This is a genomic window from Kitasatospora purpeofusca (assembly GCF_000718025.1).
GTDB lineage: Bacteria > Actinomycetota > Actinomycetes > Streptomycetales > Streptomycetaceae > Kitasatospora > Kitasatospora purpeofusca.
This window is the reverse complement of sequence record NZ_JODS01000017.1, coordinates 104,560-129,683: the sequence shown is the minus strand read 5'-3', so window position 1 is coordinate 129,683 and position 25,124 is coordinate 104,560. Positions and strand designations below refer to the sequence as shown.

Annotated in this window: 21 protein-coding genes; 13 read left to right on the top strand and 8 right to left on the bottom strand. The window is 75.1% G+C overall.

The genetic code is table 11. The annotated features are described in order from the left end of the window. The first annotated feature begins 44 nt into the window (after positions 1-44). Positions 45-728, top strand: coding sequence for a hypothetical protein (locus IF01_RS0123410; protein WP_030395479.1), 684 nt, complete (start codon positions 45-47; stop codon positions 726-728). A gap of 88 nt (positions 729-816) precedes the next feature. Further along, positions 817-1,491 (top strand): class I SAM-dependent methyltransferase, encoded by a 675-nt coding sequence (locus IF01_RS0123405; RefSeq protein ID WP_030395478.1) that lies wholly within the window; start codon positions 817-819, stop codon positions 1,489-1,491. Here IF01_RS0123405 and IF01_RS0123400 read toward each other — a convergent pair. The 4 genes from IF01_RS0123400 to IF01_RS0123385 all read right to left on the bottom strand — a co-directional run bounded on the left by IF01_RS0123400 (position 1,470) and on the right by IF01_RS0123385 (position 4,378). Continuing rightward, positions 1,470-2,228: a helix-turn-helix domain-containing protein gene (locus IF01_RS0123400; RefSeq protein ID WP_051756020.1), complete on the bottom strand. Its 759-nt coding sequence runs from the start codon at positions 2,226-2,228 to the stop codon at positions 1,470-1,472. The two genes, IF01_RS0123405 and IF01_RS0123400, sit on opposite strands and share 22 nt — an antisense overlap. A 69-nt stretch (positions 2,229-2,297) precedes the next feature. After that, a complete protein-coding gene (locus IF01_RS0123395) occupies positions 2,298-2,975 on the bottom strand; it encodes a restriction endonuclease (RefSeq protein WP_078880233.1) in 678 nt (225 codons plus the stop codon). 16 nt (positions 2,976-2,991) lie between these two features. After that, positions 2,992-3,192, bottom strand: a complete 201-nt coding sequence (locus IF01_RS0123390; protein WP_030395475.1) for a hypothetical protein — start codon at positions 3,190-3,192, stop codon at positions 2,992-2,994. A gap of 145 nt (positions 3,193-3,337) precedes the next feature. Further along, on the bottom strand, positions 3,338-4,378 hold the full coding sequence (locus IF01_RS0123385) for an EamA family transporter (RefSeq protein ID WP_244215600.1): 1,041 nt from the start codon (positions 4,376-4,378) through the stop codon (positions 3,338-3,340). A 69-nt stretch (positions 4,379-4,447) separates the two neighbouring features. On the opposite strand from IF01_RS0123385, the gene IF01_RS0123380 reads away from it, so the two are divergent. Together IF01_RS0123380 and IF01_RS0123375 are read left to right on the top strand one after the other, a co-directional pair. After that, entirely contained in the window at positions 4,448-5,308 is an 861-nt protein-coding gene (locus IF01_RS0123380; RefSeq protein WP_030395473.1) for a LysR family transcriptional regulator, read from the top strand. A 225-nt stretch (positions 5,309-5,533) separates the two neighbouring features. Further along, the gene (locus IF01_RS0123375; protein WP_078880231.1) at positions 5,534-7,249 is read left to right on the top strand and encodes a serine hydrolase; all 1,716 of its coding nucleotides are present in this window, start codon (positions 5,534-5,536) and stop codon (positions 7,247-7,249) included. 60 nt (positions 7,250-7,309) lie between these two features. Here the strand turns inward: IF01_RS0123375 and IF01_RS0123370 are convergent, their stop codons facing one another. Continuing rightward, complete coding sequence (locus tag IF01_RS0123370; protein ID WP_030395471.1) at positions 7,310-8,434, bottom strand: hypothetical protein; 1,125 nt, start codon at positions 8,432-8,434, stop codon at positions 7,310-7,312. A 467-nt stretch (positions 8,435-8,901) separates the two neighbouring features. Beyond that, positions 8,902-9,369 (bottom strand): GNAT family N-acetyltransferase, encoded by a 468-nt coding sequence (locus tag IF01_RS0123365; RefSeq protein WP_030395470.1) that lies wholly within the window; start codon positions 9,367-9,369, stop codon positions 8,902-8,904. Between the two features lie 321 nt (positions 9,370-9,690). Here IF01_RS0123365 and IF01_RS0123360 point away from each other — a divergent pair, with 321 nt between their 5' ends. The 5 genes from IF01_RS0123360 to IF01_RS0123340 all read left to right on the top strand — a co-directional run bounded on the left by IF01_RS0123360 (position 9,691) and on the right by IF01_RS0123340 (position 14,454). Next, on the top strand, positions 9,691-10,737 hold the full coding sequence (locus IF01_RS0123360) for a polysaccharide deacetylase family protein (RefSeq protein WP_051756017.1): 1,047 nt from the start codon (positions 9,691-9,693) through the stop codon (positions 10,735-10,737). A gap of 131 nt (positions 10,738-10,868) precedes the next feature. Then, positions 10,869-11,543 carry a GOLPH3/VPS74 family protein gene (locus IF01_RS0123355; protein ID WP_030395468.1) on the top strand — a complete coding sequence of 225 codons (675 nt, stop codon included), beginning with the start codon at positions 10,869-10,871 and terminating at the stop codon, positions 11,541-11,543. Between the two features lie 98 nt (positions 11,544-11,641). Then, positions 11,642-13,042 carry a cytochrome P450 gene (locus IF01_RS0123350; protein WP_063764283.1) on the top strand — a complete coding sequence of 467 codons (1,401 nt, stop codon included), beginning with the start codon at positions 11,642-11,644 and terminating at the stop codon, positions 13,040-13,042. A 102-nt stretch (positions 13,043-13,144) separates the two neighbouring features. Next, positions 13,145-13,963: a maleylpyruvate isomerase family mycothiol-dependent enzyme gene (locus IF01_RS0123345; protein WP_051740296.1), complete on the top strand. Its 819-nt coding sequence runs from the start codon at positions 13,145-13,147 to the stop codon at positions 13,961-13,963. A gap of 173 nt (positions 13,964-14,136) precedes the next feature. After that, positions 14,137-14,454 (top strand): hypothetical protein, encoded by a 318-nt coding sequence (locus tag IF01_RS0123340; protein ID WP_037780828.1) that lies wholly within the window; start codon positions 14,137-14,139, stop codon positions 14,452-14,454. 85 nt (positions 14,455-14,539) lie between these two features. Here the strand turns inward: IF01_RS0123340 and IF01_RS0123335 are convergent, their stop codons facing one another. Together IF01_RS0123335 and IF01_RS0123330 are read right to left on the bottom strand one after the other, a co-directional pair. Continuing rightward, positions 14,540-15,136: a choice-of-anchor C family protein gene (locus tag IF01_RS0123335; RefSeq protein WP_030395464.1), complete on the bottom strand. Its 597-nt coding sequence runs from the start codon at positions 15,134-15,136 to the stop codon at positions 14,540-14,542. Between the two features lie 327 nt (positions 15,137-15,463). Continuing rightward, on the bottom strand, positions 15,464-16,684 hold the full coding sequence (locus tag IF01_RS0123330) for a benzoate/H(+) symporter BenE family transporter (RefSeq protein ID WP_030395463.1): 1,221 nt from the start codon (positions 16,682-16,684) through the stop codon (positions 15,464-15,466). Positions 16,685-16,887: 203 nt separating this feature from the next. On the opposite strand from IF01_RS0123330, the gene IF01_RS0123325 reads away from it, so the two are divergent. The 4 genes from IF01_RS0123325 to IF01_RS44210 are packed head-to-tail and all read left to right on the top strand — an operon-like array spanning position 16,888 to position 25,106. Beyond that, positions 16,888-17,865 carry an alpha/beta fold hydrolase gene (locus tag IF01_RS0123325; RefSeq protein WP_030395462.1) on the top strand — a complete coding sequence of 326 codons (978 nt, stop codon included), beginning with the start codon at positions 16,888-16,890 and terminating at the stop codon, positions 17,863-17,865. Further along, positions 17,862-20,030 (top strand): vWA-MoxR associated conflict system protein, encoded by a 2,169-nt coding sequence (locus tag IF01_RS46945; RefSeq protein ID WP_030395461.1) that lies wholly within the window; start codon positions 17,862-17,864, stop codon positions 20,028-20,030. The genes IF01_RS0123325 and IF01_RS46945 overlap by 4 nt, the downstream gene beginning before the upstream one ends. After that, entirely contained in the window at positions 20,030-20,968 is a 939-nt protein-coding gene (locus IF01_RS0123315; RefSeq protein ID WP_030395460.1) for an AAA family ATPase, read from the top strand. Before IF01_RS46945 ends, IF01_RS0123315 begins: the two co-directional genes overlap by 1 nt. Further along, complete coding sequence (locus IF01_RS44210) at positions 20,961-25,106, top strand: SAV_2336 N-terminal domain-related protein (RefSeq protein WP_051756012.1); 4,146 nt, start codon at positions 20,961-20,963, stop codon at positions 25,104-25,106. Before IF01_RS0123315 ends, IF01_RS44210 begins: the two co-directional genes overlap by 8 nt. Positions 25,107-25,124 lie beyond the last annotated feature (18 nt).

Below are 25,124 nucleotides of genomic sequence, written 5' to 3'. Positions count from 1 at the left end.
GCTGCGCCTCGTCTCCGTCACCGTCCCCGACTCCGGCCCCGGCCGTGAGCACGTCGTCCCCGGCCGCGAGCACGCAGACCGGGGACGACAACGCCGCCCCGCCGCCCGGGGCGGCGTGGCGCCCGAGTGCCGCCCTGTTCGGGGAACGGCTCGCCGCCGCCCTGCTGCCCGACGCCGACCTGCCGCCGGGCAGCACCGCCGAGGCCCCCGCCGTCGCGTCGACGGCCACCGCCCTGGACCCGAAGGCAGAGGCGGCCGCGCAGCAGCACCCCGAATGCGCGCCGGTGCTCCGCGCGATGTTCGAGCGACCGGCCGGGTCCGTCCGCCGCTGGTACGTCACCGGGAACAACGTGCTCGCCAACCGGACCCAGATCGACGTGGCCGGGCTCGCCGACGGGCTCTCCCGGGAACGCTTCGAGGCGCTGCGGGCGGCGGTGACCGGGGGCGGCTGCACCGGCGTCCGGCTCGACAACGGCAACGGCGGCGTGCAGCTGACGGTCGAGCCGGTCCCGTGGCCGGGGCTCGACGTCCCGGCCGTCGGCTTCCAGGTGCGGACCCCCACCGGGGCCGTCACCTCGCCCGGCGGCCTCACCAGGGTCTACCTCTGGGCGGCCGTGGGTGACAACCGGGTGCTGTTCCTGACCGCCGACGACACCGCCCACGCCCCGGCGTTGCGCCCGGAGCTGGTGACGCCCCAGCTCCAACGCCTCGTCGCCGCGGCGGGCTGACCCCGGCGGCCGGGGCCGTCCTGCCCCGGCCGCCGGGCGAGCGATTCGTTCAAGACGCGGCACTGACGTCACGTCAAGACTGCTGCCCATGGACGAACGCCGTTTCACCCCCGCCGCCGGACGCTTCGCGCCGGTCCGCCTCTACGATCCGGTGGTCGCCCTCACCCGGGAGCGGCTGTGGCGCAGCCTGGTCGCCATGCACGTCGCGCCGCGACCGGAGGACGTGGTCGTCGATGTCGGCTGCGGCACCGGCTCGTTGGCGGTGCTGCTGAACCGGGTCGAACCGCGCGCCACCGTCATCGGTGTCGATCCCGACCCGGAGGCCCTGGCGGTGGCCCGGCGCAAGGCCGCCGCCGCTGCCGTCGCGGGCGGTACCCCGGGCGGCACCACGGAGTGGCGGGTCGGTATGGGCGACGAGGTGGCCGCGATCGTGGGTGCCGGGACGGCCGACACCGTCGTCTCCAGCCTGGTCCTGCACCAGTGCCCCGTGCCGATGAAGCGCGCCGTACTGGCCGCGATGCACGAGACGCTGCGCCCCGGCGGCAAGTTGGTGATCGCCGACTACGGCAAGCAGCGCACGGCCGCGATGCGGCTGGCGTTCCGGTTCGTGCAACTGGCCGACGGGAAGGCGGACACCCAGCCCAACGCCGACGGCGTCCTGCCCCGGCTGATCGCGGAGGCGGGCTTCGAGAACGTGCGGGAGAGCGAGACCGTCGCGACGCTGACGGGCTCGCTCTCGCTCTACGTGGCCAGGCGGTCCTGACCACCGACCGGGCGCAGGGCCGGGCGCAGGGCCGGCAGCAGGGCCGGGCGTAGGGCGGGGAGTACCGCGGCGGGCGTCAGCCCCGTCATCTCCCGCATCCGGCGCCCGAAGTGCGCCTGGTCCGCGAAGCCGCCGAGGAGGGCGGCCTCGGCCGGGGTGCTGCCCGCGCGCAGCGCGTCGGCCGCGCGGGCCAGCCGCCGCCAGATCCGCCAGCGGGCCAGCGGCAGGCCCAACTGCTCCTGCGCCAGCGCCCGCAGGCGCTGCGGGGAGAGCCCGACCTGTGCGGCCAGACCGGCCAGCGGAAGGGCGTCGTCGCCGGCGGCCTCCATCGCCGCGCGCAGCCGGGGATCGACCCGGGCCGAGGGCAGTGCCCCGGCGGGGCGGACCTGTTCCTCCCGCAGGCCGCGCCACTGCGGCGCCACCGTGATGCCCGGGCCGCCGGGGCTCCGCAGCCGGTCGGCGAACGCGCAGTGCGGATCGACGAAGTAGGTCACCAACTCCCGCACCGGCGCCATCCGGTGGCGCACCATCGGTGCCACCACCAGTGCGGCACCGCGGTGCCGCACCCCGTCCCCGTCGGTGGCCGTCACCGTGGGCACGGGCTCGGCCGCCCCGGACGCGAACGCGACCTGGAAGGCCGCGTGCCGGTGGGCGTGGCTGTCGGCGAGCGGTCCCCGGTACAGCGCGTACCCCGCCCCGACGACCAATCGGGGCCCCGTCCCCTCGTCGTTCTCCACCCGGCCGATCCTGCCAGAGCCCGTTCGGGCGCGACACCGCCCCACGGTCGGCAGGCCGGCGGTCGGACGTCAGCGGTGGCGCCCCTGGCGGGGGGCCGGGACGCGGGGCAGGACCTCCCACAGCGGGCGGCCAGCCCCGGCCCAGCGGGCGAGCGAGGGCCGGTCGACGAGCAGGATGCCCTGCTCGGCGCCCCACTTGAGCGCCTCGCGGGAGAAGCGGCCGTTGGTGACGACGACCGCGACGTGGGCGCCGTGGCTGCGCCGGTAGGTGCCGGCGAGCGCGTAGAGCACGCCGACGCCCACCGGTCTACCGCCGACGGGATCCTGCTTGTGCTTGCACTGCACCGCCCAGCGGCGGCCCGCCGGGTCCTCGGCGAGGACGTCCACGCCCCGGTCGTTCGCCCCGACGACCTTGCGCGCGCGGCAGCCGTCCCGCTCCAGCAGGTCGCGCACCGCGTACTCGAAGGCGTCCGGTGCCAGCCGGTCGAGCCCGCCCGGACCGGTCAGCGCCAGCCGCAACCGCGCGGCGTGCAACCGCTGTTCGCGCGCCGCGCGGAGACGCCGGTGTGCCGCCGCTGCGACCGCGGCGGCGGCCGTGACGGCGGCGAGGACGAGCAGCCACCAGTGCGCCGCCAGCCAGCGCAGCACCGTCGCCGCCACCGCCGCGCCCACCAGCCAGGCCAGCCCGTCGCCCGGCGGGCGGCGGCCACGCCTGCGGCGGCGTACGGGAGTTCGGCGTCCGGTCAACCGTCCTCCGTCCCGGTCAGTGGGTGGCCCGGGTGACCACACCGACGAGTTGGAGGATCGCCTGCCCCCAGCCCGTGCCGGCGATCAGGACGCCGAGCACGATGCTGCTGAACACGGTGAACGCCTCGTCGCCCCGACTGCGGGCCTCGGTCCGGCGCCGGAGGCGGATCAGGATGATGATCGCGACGAACGCCGCCGCGCTGATCGAGTACTGCACGTGCCCACCCGGACTTTCGTCAACGGTGTGTGACGCTCCGACTACTCGGAGCGCATTGCCGCTGGTGAGCATGGCAGGCGCGCGGGCGCTCCGGGAGTGCCGCGGGGAAATCGGCCGGATCCGAACCGTCGGACTGGCGCAGTTCCTACGCCCCGGGGCGTCCGGGCGGTCCTTCCGTCGATCCCGCGTTCGGCCGGCGAAGGGCCGATCGTGGCGAGGGGGCCGCTCCCCGGCCCGCCCGGACCGCGCCCGCGCCGGCCGCCACCACCAGGACCACCGCCAGGCACTGGGCCGCCGACAGCTCCTGCCCCAGTACCAGGAACCCGGCCAGCGCCCCGACCGCCGGGGCCAGCCCGGTCAGGACGGCGAAGGCCGGCGCGGACAGCCGCCGCAGCGCCAGCAGCTCCAGCGAGTACGGCAGGCCCGAGGACAGCAGCGCCACCGCCAGCCCGAGCCCCAGCACCCCGGGTTCCAGCAGGGTGGCGCCGGCCGAGCCGATCCCCAGCGGCAGGCTCATCAGCGCGGCCACCGTCATCGCCACCGCGAGCCCGTCCAACCGGGGGAAGCGCCGCCCGGCCCGGGCACCGAGCAGGATGTAGGCGGCGCACATCGCGCCCGCGCCGAGCGCGAACCCGGCACCGGCCGGGTCGAGCCGGTCGAAGCCGTCCCGCCCGAGCAGCAGCACGCCCGCGAACGCCAGCCCCGCCCACAGCAGGCCGGCCGCCCGCCGGGCGACGACGACCGACATCAGCAGCGGCCCGAGCACCTCCAGGGCCACCGCCGGGCCGAGCGGGATCCGGTCGATCGCCTGGTAGAAGAGGATGTTCATCCCGCCGAGCGCGACCCCGTAGACGCCCGCGACGGCCCAGTCCGCCCGGCCGTACCCGCGCAGCCGGGGGCGGCATACGGCGAGCAGCAGCACGGCCGTGATCGTCACCCGCAGCGCGACCGTGCCCAGGGCGCCGGCCCGGGGGAACAGCAGGGCGGCGACGGCGGAGCCGAACTGCACCGAGAGGGTGCCGGCCAGCACCATGCCGACACCGGCGGCACTGCCCGCCCGGGCGGGCACGCTCACCGTCCGGGGCCTGCCCCGTGCCTGTTGTCCGCCGCTCCGGAGGCCCGCTGCGAACCTCGGCGGTGCAACCGCCGTCGCGATCTCTGACATCGTGTCCGTCCTTCTCGTCATGCCGTCCACGCTAGGAATCCGACCCCGGCGCGTGAAATGCCGATCCGACGGCGGTTATGCTCCCCGGGCATGACCATCGAGCTGCGCCACCTGCGAGCCTTCCTCGCCATCGCCGAGGAAGGGACGATCACCCGCGCCGCGCTCCGCCTGCACATCGGCCAGCCCGCCCTGTCCCGCACCCTGCGCCAACTGGAGAACCACCTGGGCACCCGCCTGGTCGACCGCTCCACCCACCACCTGGAGCTCACCGCCGCCGGCCTGGCCTTCCGGGACCGGGCCGCCGCCGCCCTCTCCGCCGTCGACGTCGCCCTCGACCCCCGCGCGCTGACCGTCCTCCCGCTGCGCCTCGGCCACCCCTGGCCGGCCCTCGGCGAGTACACCGTGCCGCTGCTGCGCCGCTGGGACCGGGAGCACCCGGACCAGCCGCTCGAACTGCGCCGGATCGACGACCGCACCGCCGGCCTCGCCCGGGGCCGGGCGGATGTCGCCCTGCTGCGGGGCGAGGTCACCGAACCCGGGCTGGTCACCGAACTGCTGCTGGAGGAGGAGCGGGTGGCGGCCGTCCCCGCGGACAGCGAACTCGCCGGGCGCGCCACCCTCACCCTCGCAGACCTCGCCGCACGGCCGGTTGCGCTGAACACGGTCGCCGGTACCACCACCCTCGACCTCTGGCCGGCCGGGGCCAGGCCACCGGCGACGATCGAGGTCGACAATACCGACGAGTGGCTCACCGCCATCGCCGGGGGCCGCGCCGTCGGCGTCTCGACCGCGGCGACGCCCCGGCTGCACAGCCACCCGATGATCGCCTACCGGCCGCTCACCGACGCCCCGCCGGTGCCGCTGTTCCTCGCCCGGCGCGCCGACACCCCGCCGCACCCGGCGGTGCCGGCCCTGGTCCGCCTGATCCGCGAGCTGCTGTCCGACACCTGACCGGGGCCCGACCGGGACCGGCGCCGCGACCGGGGCCGGGCCGTCCGCTCTCGTCGACCCGCGCCGCTGCCCCCTCCGGCCCCGCGCCGCCGGACGGGTGGATTGCGGGACGGCCGGGCGCGCGGCGGGAGCGGGCGCCGGACGGGGCGTCGAATACTCGCGCCGTGAGGCGGACGGCGGCGCCGCCGAATGCGGGCCGCGCCGCCCGGACGAGGGAGGATCCCGATGCATCGTCACGGCGCACCCCGGCGGACCGCCGCCGGGCCCGGCCGGACCACGCCCCGCCCGGTGCCGCGCGGCACCGCGCCCCTGCTGGCGGCCGGTCTGCTGCTGGGCGTCCCGCTGCTCGGCGGATGCACCTCGACGTCCGGCGGCGACCCCGAACCCGCCCCCACGAGCCCGGCCTCCCCGTCCTCCGGCGGCGCTTCGACGACCTCGGCGTCCGCCCCGGCCACCGCGCCGCCGCGGCAGCCCCCGGCCGAACTGACCGAGGACCAGGTGAACGCCGCCGTGGCCCGGATCGACGGCTACGCGCAGAACGCCCTGGCGAAGACCGGGGTGCCGGGGCTGGCCCTCGCCGTCGTGTACAAGGACAAGGTGATCCACGCCAAGGGCCTGGGCGTCCGCCAGCTCGGCAAGCCGGAGACGGTGGACCCGGACACGGTGTTCCAGCTCGCCTCGGTGTCCAAGCCGATCTCCTCGACCGTGGTCGCCGGGGTGGTCGGCCAGAAGACGGTGAAGTGGGACGACCCGGTGACCGCCCACGATCCCGGCTTCGCCCTGGCCGACCCCTGGGTGAGCAGCCATGTGACGATCGCCGACCTGTTCGCCCACCGCAGCGGTCTGCCGGACCACGCCGGCGACCTGCTGGAGGACCTCGGCTACCAGCGCGACTACATCCTGCAGCACCTCCGGGAGCACCGGTTGGCGCCGTTCCGCGCGAGCTACGCCTACACCAACTACGGCCTGACCGAGGCCGCCGTGGCCGTCGCCAAGGCCAAGGGCGTGGCCTGGGAGGACCTCGCGGCGGACGTGCTCTACAAGCCGCTGGGGATGAACTCCACCAGCTCCCTGCGCTCCGCCTACGACAGCGCGGCGAACAAGGCGACGCCGCACGTGCGCGACGCCGCCGGCTGGCAGGTCAGCACCACCGAGAACCCCGACCCGCAGGCCCCGGCCGGCGGGGTGAGCTCCACCGTGCAGGACCTCGGCCGGTGGATGCGGCTGCAGCTCGCCGACGGCACCTTCGAGGGCAAGCAGATCGTCGACCCGGCGGGACTGAACGAGACCCGGCTGCCGCAGACCGTCTCCAGCCCGACCACGGCGCCCGCCGGCCGGAGCGGCTTCTACGGCCTGGGCTGGAACGTGAGTTACGACGCCGAGGGCCGGCTGCGGCTGAACCACTCCGGCGCCTTCTCGCTGGGCGCGGCGACCGTGGTGACCCTGCTGCCCTCCGAGCAGCTGGGGATCGTGGTCCTGACCAACGGCCAGCCCACCGGCGTCCCCGAGGCGGTGGCCGAGGAGTTCTTCGACCTCGCCCAGTACGGCCACGAGACGGTGGACTGGCTGGGCTTCCTGGGCAAGGTGGTGCCCGCCGCCGCGGCGAGCCCGGTGTCGCCGACCGACTACGCCTCCCCGCCGGCCGGAGCGGCCCCGGCGAAGCCGGACAGCGCCTACCTCGGCACCTACGGCAACGACTACTTCGGTCCGCTGACGGTGGGCCCCGGGGACGGCGGCGGGCTGGTGATGAGCCTGGGGCCGGACAACCTGCGCTTCCCGCTCCAGCACTACGACGGCGACGTGTTCAGCTTCCGGACCCGGGGCGAGAACGCGGCCGGCCTGTCCGGGGTGACCTTCGCGGTGGGGGCGGACGGGAAGGCCGCCACCGTGGTGGTCGAGCAGTTCGACCACGACGGCCTCGGCACCTTCACCCGGAGCTGAGGCGGCACCGCTCCACGGCCGGGCGCGCGACCACCGTCGCGCGCCCGGCCGTCGGCGCGGCTAGAACGCCGAGGTGTAGGCGGTGAAGAAGCGGGACGCGATCGGCGAGCCCGAGCTGTTGAAGCACAGCGCGAACAGGTTCACCGTGCCGGCGCTGCGGTTCCAGGGCGTGGCCAGCCCGCAGTAGTCCGGGCCGGGGCCGAAGGCCGTGACCTGGGCGGTGTCCGAGGGCACCGCGACGTTCGGCAGGTTGACGGTGTACGGCACCGAGCCGGTCAGGGTGTTGACGGCCCCGGAGGAGTTGTAGTTGGTGCCCGGGGGGAGACCGCCGTTGAACCACAGGTAGCCGAAGTTGCTGGGCGGGAAGGCCGGGCCGTGCACGGCCCGCTTCTCCGCGTAGCTCAGCGTCCAGCGGGTGTTGTACGGCGCGCTGGACGCGTTGAAGCACGCGACCACGACGGTCTGGCCGGTGGCGGAGGGCGACCAGTCGGCGACCTTGCAGCGGGCGCCCGCGGTCGCGTCCACGGCGGTGACCTGGAGGTTGCCGACCGGGGTGGACTGGCCCAGGCCGGGCAGCCAGACCTTCCAGATGCCGGTGCCGCCGGGGCCCACCGTGTTGGTGCCGCCGGCCGAGTTGTACTGGGTGATCACCGATCCGGTGGGGTTGGCGAACACATAGCCGTAGCTGCCGCCGGGCGGGGACGGCACGCCGCTGCTGGTGGTGTAGAGGACGGTGAACCGGTTGTCCTCGGGCGCGCCGCCCGGGCGGTAGCAGCCCACGGTGACGTCCTGGCCGGTGCCGGCGGTGCCCCAGCTCCGGACCTGGCACCAGCTGCCGGTGCGGCTCACGGCCGTCACGTGCGCGATGCCGCCGGGCCCGGCGATCAGCGGGAAGTGCACCACGTAGGAACCGGTGCCGAGCTGGTCGACCTTCACCGGGTTGGCGGCCGGAGTGGGCCAACTGCCCCACTGGCGGCTGGGGTCGGGGACGTACCCCAGCGGTGGGTTCGGGTTGTCGAGGTAGGCGAAGCCCCAGCGGTCGGGCACCGCGGCGTGGGCCGGGCCGGCCGCCGGGAGGCTGACGCCCACCAGGGCCGCCAGCACGGCGAGGACGAGGAGCAGGGCGCGGACGGCGCGGGCGCCGCCGACGGGTCTGACCGGTGGTGCGAAGGTACCGGCGTGCATGGGCATACCCCTTGGACGGTGAGGAATCACGGGTGGCCTGCGCGGTGCTGCCCGCACTGCTGCTCCGCCCGGGCCCGTGGCGGGGGCCGGCGCGGCGGCCGACGGGACGACGGCCCCTCAGGGAGGACCGGTGCGGTCCGGCGTCGGCCGGCAGTGACGGGGTCGGGGGTCAGGCCCGACGGCGCTCACATCGTAGGGGCGCGCCGGGCGGTGGCACAGGCCTCCGGCACGGGCCGCCCGGTCCGCCGTCGGCCGTTCGCGCGGCGGCCGTCCACCGCCCCGTCCGCCCCGGCGGCCCGCCCAGCCCCGTCCGCCCCCGCACCGGTACCGGCCGCCCCACCGCACCCGTCCCGCCCCGTCCGCGGCCTGGCCGGAACCGGCCGCTCCGCTGCCGCTTCCCGGCGGCTTCCCCGCCGCCGCGGCCCGCCGGGTGGGTGCCCCGGCGCACGGCGCACGGAGCACCGGCCTCAGAGCGCGAGCTTGAACCCGTCGTGGCTGCGGGTGAAGCCCAGCCCGGCGTAGAAGCGGTGCGCGGCCTCGCGCTGCTTGTTGCTGGTCAGCTGGACCAGCCCGCAGCCGCGCGAACGGGCCCGGTCGATCGCGAGCGCCATCAGGACGCGGCCGAGCCCCTCCCCGCGCCGGTCGGCGCGGATCCGCACCGCTTCGAGCAGCGCCCGTTCGGCGCCGCCCTTGCCGAGGCCCGGGATGTAGGTGGCCTGGAGGCAGCCGATCACGGCGCCGTCCGCGTCCGCCAGGACGAGCATCTCGTTGCGCGGGTCGGTGTCGATCGCGTGGAAGGCGCGCTCGTACGCCTCCGTCACCACGACCGTCGCCGGGTCAACCACCCGGTCCTCGTCCGCCAGCAGGGCCAGCACGGCGGGCAGGTCGGCGCGGGTGGCGGGGCGCAGGGTGGGAGTGGGGGCGGCAGTAGACATGGCCCCGACCCTAACCGGCGCCTGCCCTTCCGTTTTCCCGGACCCCGGACCCCGGACCCCGGACCCCGGACCCGGCCTCCGCCTCCCGGCCTCCGCCCCTCGGCCGGAAGCTGCCTGCCGTACCTGTCGTCGCGGAGGCCCGGCGTCCGTATGATCTGGGCTGCCCGCCGACCGGGGTGCGCGCCGGGCGGATGCCGAGGGTGCCCGCCCGCAGCGGTCCGTACCGGCCCGCCGTCGTCGGCCGCCGTCCGCAGCCGCCGGCAGCCGTCCCGCCGGCCTCGAACGGTCCAAGGGAGGCGCAGCACAGTGCGGTTCGCAGGTGTGGGTCTGACGCGTGAGGGTTACCGGATCGCCGTGGCGGGCGCCGACGACGGGCCGTCCGGGGCGGACGAGGTGTACGAACACTGCGGTCTGGAACGGCCGGTGGCGCGGCTGGCCGAACTGGCGGCGGAGTCGGCGGACGGCTTCGCGGTGGTCCTCGACAGCGCCAACGGCATCATGGACGCCCCCCTCGCCGCCCTCGGCATACCCGTACTCCGGGCCGACCCACCGGTGCTGACGGACGGTCGGACCACGGCCCGCTCCCTGGCCGCGCTCGGCCGCTCCCGCCCCGAGGCGCTGACGGCGCTGCCGCCGGACGGCTGGACCATGGCCGGCCGCGAGGACGGGATCGCCGCCGAGGAGGCGGCCAGCGGACCGGTCGAGCACGAACTCGCCCAACAGGGGCTGCTGTTGGCAGGAGGCGGGGGAATCGCCCCGCTGGTGGCACTGACCTTCGACGACGGCCCGCACCCGGAGTACACCCCGCAGGTGCTGGACGTGCTCGCCCGGTACGACGCCCCCGCCGCGTTCTTCTGCATCGGCCTGCACGCCCTGGCCCACCCCGAGGTCGTCCGCCGCATCGCCGCCGAGGGCCACACCCTGGGCAACCACAGCTGGTCCCACGCCTACCTGCCGGACCTCGGCCCGATCGGACTCCGCGAGCAACTCGGCTTCACCGCCGACGCCCTGGCCAGCGCCTGCGGGGGCACCCGCCCGTCGCGCTGGCTGCGCCCCCCGTACGGCGGCCGCAGCCCGGAACTCCTCACGGCGGTGGCCGGGTCGGGCCTCACCACGGCGCTCTGGGACGTCGACGCGAAGGACTGGTCGCGGCCCGGGGCCGGAGTCCTCGCGGAGCGGGTGCTGGACGGGGTCGGTCCGGGCTCGGTGGTGCTGATGCACGACGGCGGCGGCGACCGTTCGCAGACCGTCGCCGCCCTGCCCGAGGTGATCACCGGCCTGCGCCGACGCGGCTACCGGATCGTCGGCCTGGACGAGCTGCTCGCCGCCCGCGCGGTCCGGCCCGTCCGACCGGCCGCGTCGTTCTGAGCCTCTGACCTCCTGACCTCCTGTTTTTCCGATCGAAATGATCTATCATCACTCGATCGTTCGAACGTTCCGGCCGAGGACCACCGTCCCCGGACCCGGGCGCTCGTACCTTGATCACGGGGGATGGGACCATGCACGTCACACTGGCCGAAGAGATCATGCTGCTGTCGCTGGACGACGACAGCGGCCAGGCCAAGGACCGCTGGGCGGTCGGCTGGATCGTCGCCGCCGGCCTGCTGCTGGAGCTGGCGCTCGCCGAGCGCATCCGGGTCGACGACGGCCGGGTCGAGGTGGCCGACAGCTCGCCGACCGGCGACGCGCTGCTCGACGCCCGGCTGGAGTCGCTCGCTGCCTGGGCCGGGAGCACCAAGTCCGCCACGGTGGCCGCCTGGCTGCGGAAGGACCAGGCCAGGAGCGTCGAAGCCACCCTGCAGAGCCTGCGCGGGCGCGGCATCGTCACCGAGGAACGGCACCGGGTGCTCGGACTCTTCCCCGTCCGCCGCTTCCCCGAGGCCGACGGCACGGCCGAGCGAGAGCTGCGCGAGCGGCTGAACCGCGTCGTGCTGGACGGTGCCGAGCCGGACCTGCGGACCGCCGGCCTGATCGGCCTCCTGCACGGCGCCCGCCTGTACCGGCTGGCCTTCCCCGGGGAGCAGGGCAAGCGCGTCGAGCCGAGGATGGCCGCCCTCGCCGAGGGCCAGTGGGCGGCGGACGCCGTCCAGGAGACGATCCGCGCGACCCAGGTCGCGATCCTGGCCGCCACCACCGCGGCCACCGTCGCAGCCTCCGCCGCGACCGGCGCCTGACCCCACGCCCCCTGTTCGCGCCCGGGCGCCCCCCGGGCCCCGGGCGCGGCGCGCGCGGACACTGTCGCCGGGCCGCGCCCGTCCCTACGCTGCTGTACGTGTCCTCGTCCGCGCGGGATGCCGCGCCCCCCGCCTACGTCCACGCGAGCCTGCCCGGGGCGGTGCCGCTGCTCGGGCACCTGCCCGCACTGGTGCGGGATCCGGCCGCCCTGCTGGCCGGGCTGCACCGGCACGGCGACCTGGTGGACCTGCGGCTGGGGCCGAACCGGCTGGTGGTGCCCTGCCACCCGGAACTGCTGCGGCAGGTCTACGCCGACGACCGCACCTTCGACAAGGGCGGCCCGATCTACGGGCGCTTCCGGGAGATCCTCGGCAACGGGGTCGCGACCTGCGCCCACGCCGACCACCGGCGCCAACGCCGGATGCTGCAACCGGAGTTCCGGCCCGACCGGATCGCCGAGTACGCGGAGGTGATGACCCGGGAGGCGGCACTGCTCGCCGACTCCTGGCGGCCCGGCGAGGTGGTGGACGTCTTCCCCTCCTGCTACCGCTTCACCCTGCGGGTGGTGACCCGCACCCTGCTCGGCACCGAGGTGCCGGACGCCCTGGCCGGCCGGCTCCAGCGGGCGTTCGAGACCGCGTTCGCCGGAGCGCTGCGGCGGGTGGTCCGGCTGCCCGCCGGTCCCCGCTACCGCGCGGCCGTCCGCACCCTGCGGAGCACCGTCGCCGAGCTGGTGCGCGACCACCGGGCGCACGGCGGCGACCGCACCGGCCTGCTGGCGGGCCTGGTCGCCGCCCGCGACGAGGACGGCACGGCGCTGTCCGACGCCGAACTGCACGACCAGGTCGTCGCCATGCTGCTGGCCGGCACCGAGACCACCGCCTCCCAGCTCTCCTGGACCCTGCGCCTGCTGACGGCCCACCCGGACGTGCTCGCCGCCCTGTACCGCGAACTCGACGAGGTCCTGCCGGACGGCCGGGCCGCCCGGTGGGACGACCTGCCCCGACTGCCGTACACCGACCGGGTGCTGACCGAGGCCCTGCGGCTGTACCCGCCGGGCTGGGTGCTGCTGCGCACCTGCACCCGGGACACCGAGCTCGGCGGCCGCACCCTGCCGCGCGGCACCCAGGTGGTGCTGAGCCCCTACGTCGCCCACCACCATTCCGGGATCTTCGCCGACCCGGCCCGCTTCGACCCGGACCGCTGGCTGCCCGAGCGGGCCGCCGCGCTGCCGCGCTGGGCGTTCGCCGGCTTCGCCAACGGCCCGCGCCAGTGCCTGGGCGCGGACTTCGCCCGCACCGAGGCCGGCGTCGCGCTGGCCACCCTGCTGGCACGCCGGCGCCCCGTCGCGCTGTCCGGCGGCCGCCGCTCCGACGACCGCCCGATGCGCCTGACCACCGTCCTGCGGCCGCACCGGCTGCGCCTGCGCGTCCTCGACCGCCGTCCGCCCGGTTCGCCGAGCCGTCCCGGTGGCGGGCCGCTCCCGGTGGCGGACTGACGCGGTGGAGCCCCGCTCCGGGTGCGGGTACCCGCCGGCTCCCGGCCCGGCCTGCGGCGCGGGTCTGGACAGGGACCGGGGAGTCGGCCATGGTTCTCCCTCATGACACTCCCGCTCCCCGCGCAGGGGCCCGGCGCCGGGCGCGGCGCGCTGTTCGACGCGGTCACCGAGGTCGGTGACGCGGCGGTCGCCCTGCTCGCCGGCTGCCGCGGCGCCACCCCGATACCCGGCGCGGAGTGGACGGTCGCCGAGGCGGCCGCGCACCTGGCGATGGCCAACGAGCTGATGGCGGAACTCGCGGCCGGCGCGGACCGGCCGTACGGGGACGGCACCCCCGGCTCGCTGGCGGCGGCCAACGCGGCCTCGCTGGCCGAGCGGCCGGAACGGGACCCGGCCGTGCTCGGCGCGGAGATCGCCCGACAGGCCCGGCGGTTCACCGCGGCGGCCGGGCCGCGCGGCGGCGCGGAGCCGGTCCTGACCCCACTGGGCGGCATGGACCTGGACACGCTCGGCGCCTATCTGCTGACCCACATGCTGGGCCACCTCTACGACATCGCCGTGGCGCTGGGGCGGCCGCACCCGATCGACCGGCGGCGGGTGGGGCTGACGATGCCCTTCCTGCGGACGGCCATGCCGCTGGTGGTGGACGCCCGCGCGGCGGCAGGCCACAGCGCCTGCTACCGCCTGCGGGTGCGGGGCCTGGACGGCTTCGCGGTGACCTTCACGGACGGTGCGGCCGTGGTGAGCGAGGAGCCGCCGCGCCGTCCGGACTGCACCGTCCTCACCGAACCGGTCGCGTTCCTCCTCATCGCCCTGGGCCGCTTCACCGCCACCGACGCCCTCCGCCGGGGCAAGGTGCTCGCCTGGGGCCGCCGGCCGTGGCTGGCTTCTTCGTTCCCGGGGCTGTTCGCCGCTCCCTGAACGGTCGGCCGGCCCGCCGGCGGCGTCCGTCGTCCGAATTCGACGGTGCTCGAAGGGTTTTGCCCGGCCGGGGTCGGCGCCCGGAGACTTGCTCCGCCGACCCCGTCCGCCCCGGCGCCCGTCCGGGGCACGGGTCGTCGCCGTGACATCGGATCCGTTCCGGAGGAGTCCCCGTGAACCGTTCTTCCTCGTTCCGTCTGCGTGCCGCCGCCGTGGCGGTCGCGGCCTCGGCCTGTCTGCTCGGCGGTGCGGCCGTCGCCGGGGCCGCACCGGCGGGCCCCGCCGCGGTCGCCGCGACCGAGTCGGCGTCCTTCACCGCCAGCGGCTACGGCTACACGCAGTCCGCGGCAGTCGCCAACGCGTCCGACGCGGCCTTCGCGAAGGCGGAGCGGGCCGGCTGGCTGCGGAGCCAGTGCTACCTGCGCGCCACCGACGTCAAGCCGAGCGGCGGCGGGTTCTCCGTGGTTGCGGAGGTCTTCTGCCGGCGCTGAGCCGCTCCGGGGGTCACCGACGGCCCGACGTCCACCGACTGGCCGGGCACCCGGAGGCTCGGTGGACGTCGGGCCGTCGGACCGGTCAGCCGCAACAGGGCTTGCACTCCTTCACCTGCACGTCGTCGACGACCGGCCCGTACGACCCGCCGACGGTGCTGGTGAAGCCCAGGGTGGTCGACGCGCCCTGGGCGACGAAGGTGAACTGACGGCCCACGTAGCCCATGGCGGCGAAGGTCCGGCCGGTGACGTCGAAGGAGAAGTCCTGGAAGTTCTGGCCGTCGATCAGCGCCCGGCCGGTCTTCAGGGCCGGCGCGCCCGCCGGGTTGCCGGCCAGGGAGTAGGTGACCGAGTAGGTGGCGCCCGGGACGGTGGTGAAGCTCTGGGTGACGGTGCCGGCGCTGGTTCCGTTGAGGTCCACCGACTGGTCGCCCTCGGCGGCCTGCCAGAAGCCGGCGCCGATCAGGTCGACGCTGCCGCTCGCGACGCGCCACGGGCCGATGGTCTGACCGGCGGTCAGCGGGGTGAAGGAGTTGACGGGGGCCTTGGGCGTCTCGAAGCTGCCGTCGTCGAACCGGCTGAGCGCCCGGTTGCCGCCGGCGGCCTGGGCCGGGACGGCCAGGGCGGTGGCGCCGGCGACGAGCAGGGCGACGGCGGCGATGCGGGTGCGCGAGAACGACATGGGTGCCCTCCCGGGGCTGACTGGTGCGTTGGGATCAGCCGATGATCGGCTGTGCACAGAGCGTCCGCCGTCGCGGTGATCCCTGCCAAGGCCGGGCGGATGGCGCCCGGTGTCGCGCCCGGCCCGGGACCGCGCTCCCGCACGCCGGTTTCGCCCGGTCCGGGCCGGTGGCGCCTGGCCGGACGGGCCTCGGCGGACGGCCGCGGCACCTCGGACCGGCCTCGGACGGGCCCGACCCGGGCGCCTCCCGGGGAGCGGAACGATTCGTGCACGCCCCTCCGGTGTCGCGCACTCCCGGGCCCCGCCCGTCGCCTGCCGCCGATACCGCTACCGCCGGGCGTCCAGGACCAGGTGGGTGCCCAGACCGAACACCAGCCCCCAGAAAGCCGATCCGATCCCGAACAGGCTCATGCCCGAGGCGCTCGCCAGGAACGTCACCATCGCCGCGTCCCGCCCGCGCTCCTCGGCCACCGCCGCCGCGAGGCTGCCCTGGAGCGAGGCCAGCAGCGCGACCCCGGCGATCACCGCGATCAGTTCCTTCGGCAGTCCGGTGAACAGGCTCACCAGCACCCCGCCGAAGCTGCCCACCAGCACGTACAGCGCACCCGAGGACATCCCCGCCACATACCGGCGGCGCGGGTCCGGATGCGCCTCCGGGCCCGAGCAGATCGCCGCCGTGATCGCGGCCAGATTGACCCCCGGCGAACCGAACGGCGCCATCAGCACCGATATCGCGCCGGTCGAACCGATCAGCAGCCGGTCGTCCGCCCGGTAGCCGAAGGCCCGCATCACCCCGAGACCCGGCGCGTTCTGCGAGGCCAGGGCCACGATCGTCAGCGGCAGCGCCAGACCGACCAGGGCGGACCAGGAGAACGCCGGCGCCGTCAGCACCGGCACCGTCGGCCCGCCCGAACCCAGGCGCAGCGGCAGCCCGACCGTCAGCGCCGCCAGCACCCCGCCCGCCAGCAGCGCCACCGGCACGGCGTACCGGGGCGCGAACCGCTTGGCCACCAGGAACGCCGCGAAGGCGCCGACCACCAGCGTCGGCGCGCTGTGCACGGCACCGAAGATCCCGGCGCCGAAGGAGAACAGGATGCCCGCCAGCATGGCGTTCACGATCCCCACCGGCACCGCGGCGATCAGCCGCCCGAACCACCCGGTCACTCCGAACAGCGTCACCGTCACCGCGCTCACCAGGAACGCCCCGATCGCCTCCCGGTACGGGTAGTCGCCCAGGCTGGTCACCAGCAGCGCGGCCCCGGGCGTCGACCAGGCGGTGACCACCGGCGTCCGCGTCCACCAGCTCAGCGCGAACCCGCTCACCCCGCTGCCGATCGCCACCGCCCAGATCCAGGAGGCCGTCTGCGCCGTGTCCAGCCGCCCGGCGGCCGCCGCCGCGAGCACCACCACCAGGGGCCCGGAGAACGACACCGCGACACACACCAGGCCCGCCAGCAGCGCCGGCCCCGACACATCGCGCCGCAGTGCCCGACGCTCCCCGTCCCCGGCCGCCGCTGTCTCCGGCCGGGCCGTCAGTTCGTTTGTCATCCCGGCAGTATCCCGAACCGGTCCGGGCACGGATCGGCCGTCCCTCCTGTCCCTTGCACCTCCCCTGTCACTCCGGTCCCGTCCCGGATCGACAGTTTCCTTGGCCCGAACGGTGGTTGGTACCGTTCTCCTCGCCCGGCCGAACCGTACGGCGGCTGCCGGGCGGGGGCGGGACACGGCACGTGCGGGCGGGTGGGAGCGAAATGGCGATCGATCGACCGGTTCCGCAGCTGGTCTTCGTGCACGGCATCGGAGGTCCCCGCGACCCGGAGGCGACACTCGCCGAGTGGAAGCAGGCGCTGGCCGAGGGCGCGCAGGGGGCGGGCCTCGCCCCGGAGGCCGAGGCGCTGATCGAAGGCCGCTCCGCCGACTGCTCCTTCGCCTACTACGGCGACCTGTTCGCGTCCGAGGGAGCCCAGGGCGCAGACTCCCCGGAGGCCGCCGACGAGGAACAGGCCGCGATCATGCTGGCGCTGATGACCGAGTTCCTGGACGAACTCCTCGAACTCCCGGAGCACCGGCAGAACGTCCGGCTCCGCCGCCTGCGTCGGCAGCTCGGGCCGCTCGACGACGCTCAGGGTGTCGGGCACGTGGGCCGGCTGCTCGCGACCGGCCTCGCCTCGGTCGGCGCGATCCCCGGCCTGCACCTGGGCGCGCGGGCACTCAGCCGCGGTGCTTTCCTGCGGATCCTCTCCCAGCCGGGCCGCTACCTGCGCCGCGGCTACCCGGACGCCGCCGGCCTGACCCTGGACCGGCGGATCCGCGACCGGATCCTGGCCCGTCTCGACCCGTCCCGCCCGGCGATCGTGGTCGCCCACTCGCTCGGGACCGTGGTCGCGCTGGAGGCACTGTCCGAATACCCGGGCCCCGTCCCGCTGTTCGTCACCCTCGGCTCGCCGATCACCACCCATGCGGTCGTGTGGCCGCTCCTGCGCCCCCGGCCCCCCGCGACCCCGGCGACCGTCGCCGCGTGGGCCGACTTCCGGGACAGCGACGACCTCGTGGTGCCGAAGCGCCGGCTCGCCGAGGCGGTCGTTCCCAACGCGCGGGGCGTCGGACCGGTCTCCGACCGGATGGAGTCGGCCCTGCTCTGGCCCCACGATGCCACCGTCTACCTGCGCCGACGGGAGGTGGCCGCGACCGTGCTGAGGACGCTGGCCGAGCCGGCGTCCCGCGCATGAGCGAGGCGCTTCCGGCGCCGGTCCGACACCTCCTGCTGGTCGCCACCCAGTCGAACGGCGCGGACAACGGGTTGCCGACCCTCGAAACGGCGGCCGAGGAGCTCTACGCGGCGCTCACCGATCCGGCGGTCGGAGGATGCGTCCCCAGCCCGGGGGCCGACGCGCTCCGGCTGCGCTCGGGAACGGTGCGGCGCCGGGAGATCGACGACGCGGTCCGCGCGGCGACCCGCGTGGCCGGCGAGGCCGGGGCGACCCTTGTGCTCGCCTTCCTCGGCCACGGCCAGACGGCGCAGGGCTCGCCGAAGCTCTGGTACATGGCCGCCGACAGCGAGGAGGGCCGGGCCCTCGACTGCGTGGACATCGGGGCGGCGGTCACCACGGCCGCCAACCATCCCGGTGTGGCCGGCGTCGTGGTGGTCGTCGACACCTGCCATGCGGCGGCCGGAATGCCGGACGTGAAGGAGCTGGCCGCGGGCTTCGGGGTCGGGGGCCTGCGGGTCTCGGTGCTCGCGGCCTGTTCGGCCCTGGAGAAGGCGTACGCCCTGGGCCTCAGCCACCGACTCGCCGCCGTGCTCGGACGCGGACTGCCGACGGGGGAGGAGTTCCTGTCCTTCGACGCCGTCCGGGAGGCGGTCGCCGGAGCGGTGGCGGAGAAGCAGACCGTCGCCGGGTTCACCTACAACGGTGACGGCGACACGCTCTGGCTCGCCCGGAACCGGCAGTGGCCGCCTCGCCAGCAGGCCGCGAGCCCGAGCGGGTTCGGCGCCGCCGACCTCGCCGCGGCGCTGGCCGAATGGCCCGACGCACCGCCGGGACCGCCGCCGCGCGACCTTCGGGCCCTGTCCGCGCTCGCGGACCGCGCCGCCGCCGCAGGAGCGTGGCGGGTGCAGGAGACCGCCGAGGCCGTCATCGCGTCCATGCAGGCCGTCGCCCTGCTCGTCGACGTGGCGGGACCGGCTCTGACCAGCCCGGTGCTGCGCCGGCTGGCGGCCGGGTTCAACCGCCGGTGGGCCGGAGTGATCCCCGAACCGGTCCGGCCGCCGAGCGCCCTGACCGGCCGGGCCCTGTTGCAGTACCTGCTCGAACACGCGGCGCTCCGGGCCTCCGGCGCGGCCGGCGGCGCCTCGGTGTACGCGGCGGTCGCCTGGTACCTGGTCGCCGGTGCCCACGCCTGCGGCGCCGACCCGCAGGACCCCCGAATCCGGGACTGGGCCCGGCGGACCGGGGCCGAGATCGCCCTCAACGACGCGCTGGCCCAGCACGGCGACGGGCCGGCCGGGGACCGGGGCCGCCGACTGGTCATCAGCCTGGACGCCGCGCAGGTCGACTGGCCCGACTCCCTCTCGGTCTGCCTGCGCGAGGGACCGGACTGCGTCCACCACCGCCACTTCGACTGCCGGCCCGACCGGGACGGTGTCGAGCGGGCGCTGCCGGACATCCTCGACTGGGCGGACGCACTGCTGCCCGGACGCTCGCCCGTCGCCTTCGTCGACCTGGTGGCGCACGCCCCCGTCCTGGTCGACTGGCATCCGGAGGAGGTGCTCGTCGGCCGCCGCCTCCTCGGCGTCACCCGCACGGTGACCCTGCGCTGGGCCGGACGGCTCGTGGAACGCGGCCATCTGCGGGGCATCAACCGGGAGGCCCGGAGCCAGCTGGAGCAACTGGAGCAGAAGCCGCTCGACGACGGCGTCCCGGTCGACTGGGTGGACCCCGGACGGACCGGACCGGAACAACTCTTCGCGGACCTCACCCGGGGCCGCTACCAACGCGCCGTCGGCCTCACCGAGCCGGTACCGGTGCCCCGGCTGCTGGAACTCGTCACCGCGTTCCTGCCCTACACCCCCATCGTGCTGTGGCCGCACCGGGACACCGAGCCGACCGGGGAGGGATGGGGCTGCCTGGACCACCTGTGGGACGGCCTGCCCGACGGGTTCGGCGCGGCCTACCGCTACAAGATGCAGGCCGGCGGCGACCCCGCCCCGGTGACCGACGCCCACCTGCTCCGACTGGCCGCGCTGCGCACCGCCTGGCACGACCTCGACTGGCTCGACTTCTGCGGCCGGTACGACCGGCACCCGGCGCCGCCCATGGCACCGGTACCTCCCACCATCCCGACTTCTCCGATCGCACCACCGACCGACGCCCCGGCCCCGAGGAGCACCTGATGTCCTGGCAGAGCTACTACCGCGGCGACGGCGAGCCACGCGACGTGACCTTCGCGCCGCCGCCGCCCTGGCGCCGGTTCGACGGCGAGGAACCGCACCGGGCCTTCCAGCCGCCGGAAGGACTGACCGACGCGGTCAACGCCGCGCTGTACCTGCACCGGCCGCTGCTGATCACCGGGAACACCGGCACCGGCAAGTCGTCGGTGATCGCCCAGGTCGCCGCCGAACTCAAGCTGGGCCCCGTACTCAAGTGGCACATCACCTCGCGCAGCACCCTCCCCGAGGCCCTCTGCCGCTACGACGCCCTCGGCCACATCCACGCCGTCCGCGTCCAGGAGACCTCGGCGGACGGCCTTCCCGACATCGCGCCGTTCCTGCAACTCGGCCCGCTGGGCACCGCACTGCTCCCGAGCGGGAACAAGCCGCGGGCACTGCTCGTCGACGAGATCGACAAGAGCGACATCGACCTGCCGACCGACCTCCTCGACGTCCTGGAGAGCGGGGCGTTCGAGATCCCCGAGCTCGTCCGCCACGCGCGGCGCGAGGTCGAGGTCCGCGAGTGGGACTCCCGGGAGACCGCCACCGTCGTGGACGGCCGGGTCCGGTGCACCACCTTCCCGATCATCGTGCTGACCAGCAACGGCGAACGCGACTTCCCGGCGCCCTTCCTGCGGCGCTGCGTCCGCTTCGACATGCCGAAGCCGACGGCCGACACCCTGCGCCGCGCCGTCGCCGCCCACCTGAGCCTGGCCGGCCCGGACCTCGTACCCGCGGAGGAGCTCATCACCGAGTTCGCCGACCGGGTGGCCCGGGGCGACAACCTGGCGGTCGACCAACTGCTCAACGCCGTCCGCCTGGTGACGGACCCCGACGCGCCGGACCGGGCACAGCTCGACCGGCTGCTCGGACTCCTGCTCCGGGACCTCTCCGGTGCCTGACCGCACGGCCGACCTTCTGACGGCGCTCAGCCGGTTCCTGCCACCGGACACCGACCCCGCCGCTCTCGCGGACGCGCTGTGGCTCGCCGCCGGCCGGGTACCGTCCGGAGCGGTCCCGGAATCACCGCTCGCCACCACCCCGCCACCGGCCCCGGCCCCGTCACGGCCGACCGACCCCGACGCTCCCGCAGCGGAGGACCTCCCCGAAGCGGACCCACCGGAGGCCGGGCCGCCCGTCTACGACGGCCTCGCGGCCGGATCCGCACCGACCGGCGTTCGGGTCCGGGTGGCCGCCGCCCGCGCCCTGCCGCACACGCTGGAACTCGGACGCGCCCTGCGCCCGTTCAAACGCCGCTATCCGCACGGCCCCCGGCAGGTCCTCGACTTCGGCGCGACCATGGCCGCCTACGCCCGCGACGGCGACCTCGCGCCGGTCTTCCGCCCCGCCCCCGAACCGTGGTTCGAGGCTGTCGTCCTGACCGACTCCTCACCGACGATGGCGATCTGGCAGGACAGCGCGGACGAGTTCACCACCCTCCTGGCCGGCCTCGGAGCCTTCCGCCGGATCACCTCGCTCCGGCTCGACCCCGGCCCCGAACCGGCTGTCGAGGACCTCCACGGCCGACCGGTGGCCCACGGACGCCTGGCGGGCACCCGCCGGCTCGTCGTGGTCCTCTCCGACTGCGCGGCCCCCGCTTGGCACGACGGGGAGGTCTGGCGCCTACTGCGACACTGGGGCACCGCCGGGCCGGTCGCCCTGCTCAACCCGCTGCCCGGGCGGCTCTGGAACCGCACCGCCCTCGACCTGCCGGCCGTCCGCGCCCGGCACCGCGTCCGACCGGGCCGCAACACCGAGCTCGACCACGCCGTCCCCCTGATGCTCACAGCCCTGTTCGGCGCCGACGCGGGCTGGGTGCCCCTGCCAACCCTGTCCTTCACCCCGCACTCGCTGGGCCGCTGGGCGAACGGCATGATGCGCGGCGCCCCCGCGGGCTTCGACGCGGTGCTCGTCCCCGCGAGCGGCACCCTCACCTCGCCCTTCCTCCCCGAGGGCGAACCGGAGCCCGAGGACACCCATCGACGCATCGCCGCCTTCCTGCACACCGCGTCCCCGGAGGCCCGGCGGATGGCCGCCCTGTGCAGTCCGTTCGGCCGGTTGAGCCTCCCTCTGCTGCGGCTCGTCCGGCAGGAGGTGGTGCCGGAGGCCGGCACGGAGGACCTCGCCGAGGTCCTGACCTCCGGACTGTTCGACCTCCGCAGCGACGACGGGTCCGTGGTCCTGACGATCCGCCCCGAGGCCCGTGAAGCCCTGGCCCCCAGACTCACCCGCCACGACGCCTGGACCGTCCAGTCCGCCCTGACCCGCCACATCGCCTCCCGGCACCCGGGGGCGGCGCGGGCACTGGAGGGGATCGCGGTGCCGGACGCGGAGCAATTGCCGCCGGACCTGCGGCCGTTCGCGGTGGCCTCGGCGGAGATCCGGGCGCTGTTGGAGGCGGGGCGGAGGCCGCGCGCGAAAACGGCTGCGGCTCCTGCCGATCGTGAGGCACCGGCCACCCCGAGGTTCCCCGACCCGGCCCGGAGCGCGGCGGTGCTCATCGGGCTCCCCCCGCGCATCGGGCCCCTCGCGCGTCCACGAGACCGAGCGGGACTGGACGCACTCCACGAGGTGCTGACCTCGCCGACCAGCTGGGGTCTCGGCCCCGACCGGTGCCGGGTGCTGTTCGACCCTGCGGATCCCGCGGCGATCCTGACGGCGATCGAACAGTCCTCCGCCCTGGCAGAGGACTCACTGCTCGTGTACCTGCAAGGACCGGTCGCCGTTCTGCCGTTCGGCGACCTCGCGAGGATTCTGCGGGCACGGGGCAACGCCCCGACGGTGCTGCTCCTGGACGGCGCGGGCGCGCCGCAACTGGCCCGGGCACTGGACTTGGAGACGCTCGGCGCGGGGTACGGGCTGTCCGTTCTGGTGAGCCGGTCGCTCCTCCCCGAACGTGACGGCAGTTTCGCGGTGCGACTCGCGCACCTCGCGGCGCAGGGCCTGGTCGGCGGCCCCGACGTGCTGGACCTGGACACGGTCGACCGGGTACTCGCCCAGGAGCACACCCGCAGCTCGACGTCCGACCCGGGCCTGTGGTTCCTCGGCCCGGCAGCGCCGTTGGCGCTGCTGCGCAACCGCTTGGCGGAGGATTTCCTCGACCCGGCGGTTCGACATGCCTACGAGGCGGTCGCGGCGGAGTTGAAGGCCCGCAACGCGGGGATCCCGCGGAAGGACCAGGAACTGATGCGGGCCTTGGTGTCCTTCGCCCACGGCCGGGACCTGACGGCGGCCGGCGCGTGGAATCCCGCTCAGCTGAGCCGGTCTCTCGCGAACTCGCTCAAGGACTTCCTGGAACCGGCGTTCACCCTGGTCAGGGAGACCGGGGGAGACGAGGGCCGGTGGGACTTCTCCTGTCGACGGGCGGACGGAGGGATTCGTGCGCTGATCGATGTCCGGACGGTCACCGGTGACGGACCAGCGGTCGAGAGCCTCGCCGTTCCGGACCGGACCTCTGCCAGGCTCCGGATCGTGTTCCTGCTCGACCGCACCGGAGGGGCCCGGCTCGACCACCTGCTGAACCTGACCCCGGATGTCGGTGTGGTCCCCGCCCCGGGATCGGGCACGGCCTGTGCGGTGCTGTTCCGGATCCCGGTGGTGCTCACGGACGAGTCGGCCGGCCGAAGACGCGCCACGGCGTACACCGCCGCCGGGCGGGCGGATCCGTTGTGGGTCTGGTCGGACCGGTTTGCCCGGCTGGCGGACCTGCCGCGGTCCCGGAGCTGGGCCGAGGACGTGCGGACGCCTCTCGTCACTCGGTCGTTCCCCGGCGGACAGGTCAATCTCTGGGACAGGTCGATTCCGGTGGCTGCGTTGTTCACCGACCACCTCCCCGAGCTCCGCACCAACGTCGAGGCACTGCGCCGCACGGAGACAGCGTCCCGGGCGGACCGGACGCAACTGTGTGTCGCTGTTTTCGAGGCCGACGCGGGTAGCTGGGTTGCGGACGACCTGAGGCCGTTGCAACGAGCCGTCACGCTGCTGGGTACGAAGGAGGGCCGTGCCGTCCTGGACCAGGACCCGGACTCCCCGATCGCCATCGTGGTGTCCGACGAGTTGTACCGGGAGCTGACCGACAGCGCCGCGGCCGGGACGGTGCGGGCCTTCATGCCCTTCCTCGTGCGTGATGAGGAGCGTCGGAGCGAGCAGGCGTGGCTGGGCCTGCCCGGGCGTACGGCCCCTGAGATCATCGGGCTGCTGCGGGCAGTAGGCACGCGTAGTATTCCCCGGAACAGTGCCTCCGGCTACTCCGTTGCCGAACTCCGTACACGGCTCCGCCAACTCGGCGTCCGGCAGGGCGAACTGCTCCTGGTCGAGGTCGACGACCAGGAACTGGGACCGGAGGTCCACCCGGAGCGGCTTCTCACCGCGCTACTGGACGTGCTCGGTGAGCAAGGCACCCTGGTGATGTCGGCCGCGACCCCCGAGAACTCCCTCCGTTCACCGTTCACCCGACGCGCCCTCGAAGGACTGACACCGGAGGCCGCCGCGGCCTACCGCGACGCTATGCCGCCCTTCGACCCCGACCGTACGCCGGTCTCCGCGCGGGCGGGGCGTCTGGCCGAACTCCTGCGCCAGTTACCGGGAAGCGTCCGCAGCCGCCATCCCCAGCAGTCCTTCGTCGCCCTGGGCCGGGACGCCGATCATCTGATGGCTGAGCATGCCCTGATTGAAAGCCACATCGGATACGCGTTCGGTCCGGAGTCGCCGCTCGGGAGACTGATGGAGTCCGATGCGCGCATGCTCCTCCTGGGTGTACCACCGGAGCAGTGCGTCGTCCGACATCACCTCACGGCTTATGAGGACCTGCTTTCCGTCACTGAGAGTTGTGTGGTGGCAGAGCCCGACGGCACCACCGGCCGTCGCTGGCTCGAGTACGAGACCTTGGATCTCCTGAGAGCGGCAGAAGAGGCGCCGCCACCCTTGATGGGTTTGCACAATGCGTGGTTCCCGGTCCTACGAGGTTCTCTGGGCCGGGCATCCGTCCTGCTCGTTCCGATCGTGGGGTTCATCGGCACGATGCGCCGTAGGGACGAATGATTCCTGACCGACGAGATC

Excerpts from the sequence above, each read along its gene's own strand:
- IF01_RS0123405 (WP_030395478.1), top strand. The coding sequence starts at position 817 with ATGGACGAACGCCGTTTCACCCCCGCCGCCGGACGCTTCGCGCCGGTC.
- IF01_RS0123385 (WP_244215600.1), bottom strand. The coding sequence starts at position 4,378 with ATGACGAGAAGGACGGACACGATGTCAGAGATCGCGACGGCGGTTGCA.
- IF01_RS0123380 (WP_030395473.1), top strand. The coding sequence starts at position 4,448 with ATGACCATCGAGCTGCGCCACCTGCGAGCCTTCCTCGCCATCGCCGAG.
- IF01_RS0123375 (WP_078880231.1), top strand. The coding sequence starts at position 5,534 with ATGCATCGTCACGGCGCACCCCGGCGGACCGCCGCCGGGCCCGGCCGG.
- IF01_RS0123370 (WP_030395471.1), bottom strand. The coding sequence starts at position 8,434 with ATGCACGCCGGTACCTTCGCACCACCGGTCAGACCCGTCGGCGGCGCC.
- IF01_RS0123365 (WP_030395470.1), bottom strand. The coding sequence starts at position 9,369 with ATGTCTACTGCCGCCCCCACTCCCACCCTGCGCCCCGCCACCCGCGCC.
- IF01_RS0123355 (WP_030395468.1), top strand. The coding sequence starts at position 10,869 with ATGCACGTCACACTGGCCGAAGAGATCATGCTGCTGTCGCTGGACGAC.
- IF01_RS0123345 (WP_051740296.1), top strand. The coding sequence starts at position 13,145 with ATGACACTCCCGCTCCCCGCGCAGGGGCCCGGCGCCGGGCGCGGCGCG.
- IF01_RS0123335 (WP_030395464.1), bottom strand. The coding sequence starts at position 15,136 with ATGTCGTTCTCGCGCACCCGCATCGCCGCCGTCGCCCTGCTCGTCGCC.
- IF01_RS0123330 (WP_030395463.1), bottom strand. The coding sequence starts at position 16,684 with ATGACAAACGAACTGACGGCCCGGCCGGAGACAGCGGCGGCCGGGGAC.
- IF01_RS0123325 (WP_030395462.1), top strand. The coding sequence starts at position 16,888 with ATGGCGATCGATCGACCGGTTCCGCAGCTGGTCTTCGTGCACGGCATC.
- IF01_RS46945 (WP_030395461.1), top strand. The coding sequence starts at position 17,862 with ATGAGCGAGGCGCTTCCGGCGCCGGTCCGACACCTCCTGCTGGTCGCC.
- IF01_RS0123315 (WP_030395460.1), top strand. The coding sequence starts at position 20,030 with ATGTCCTGGCAGAGCTACTACCGCGGCGACGGCGAGCCACGCGACGTG.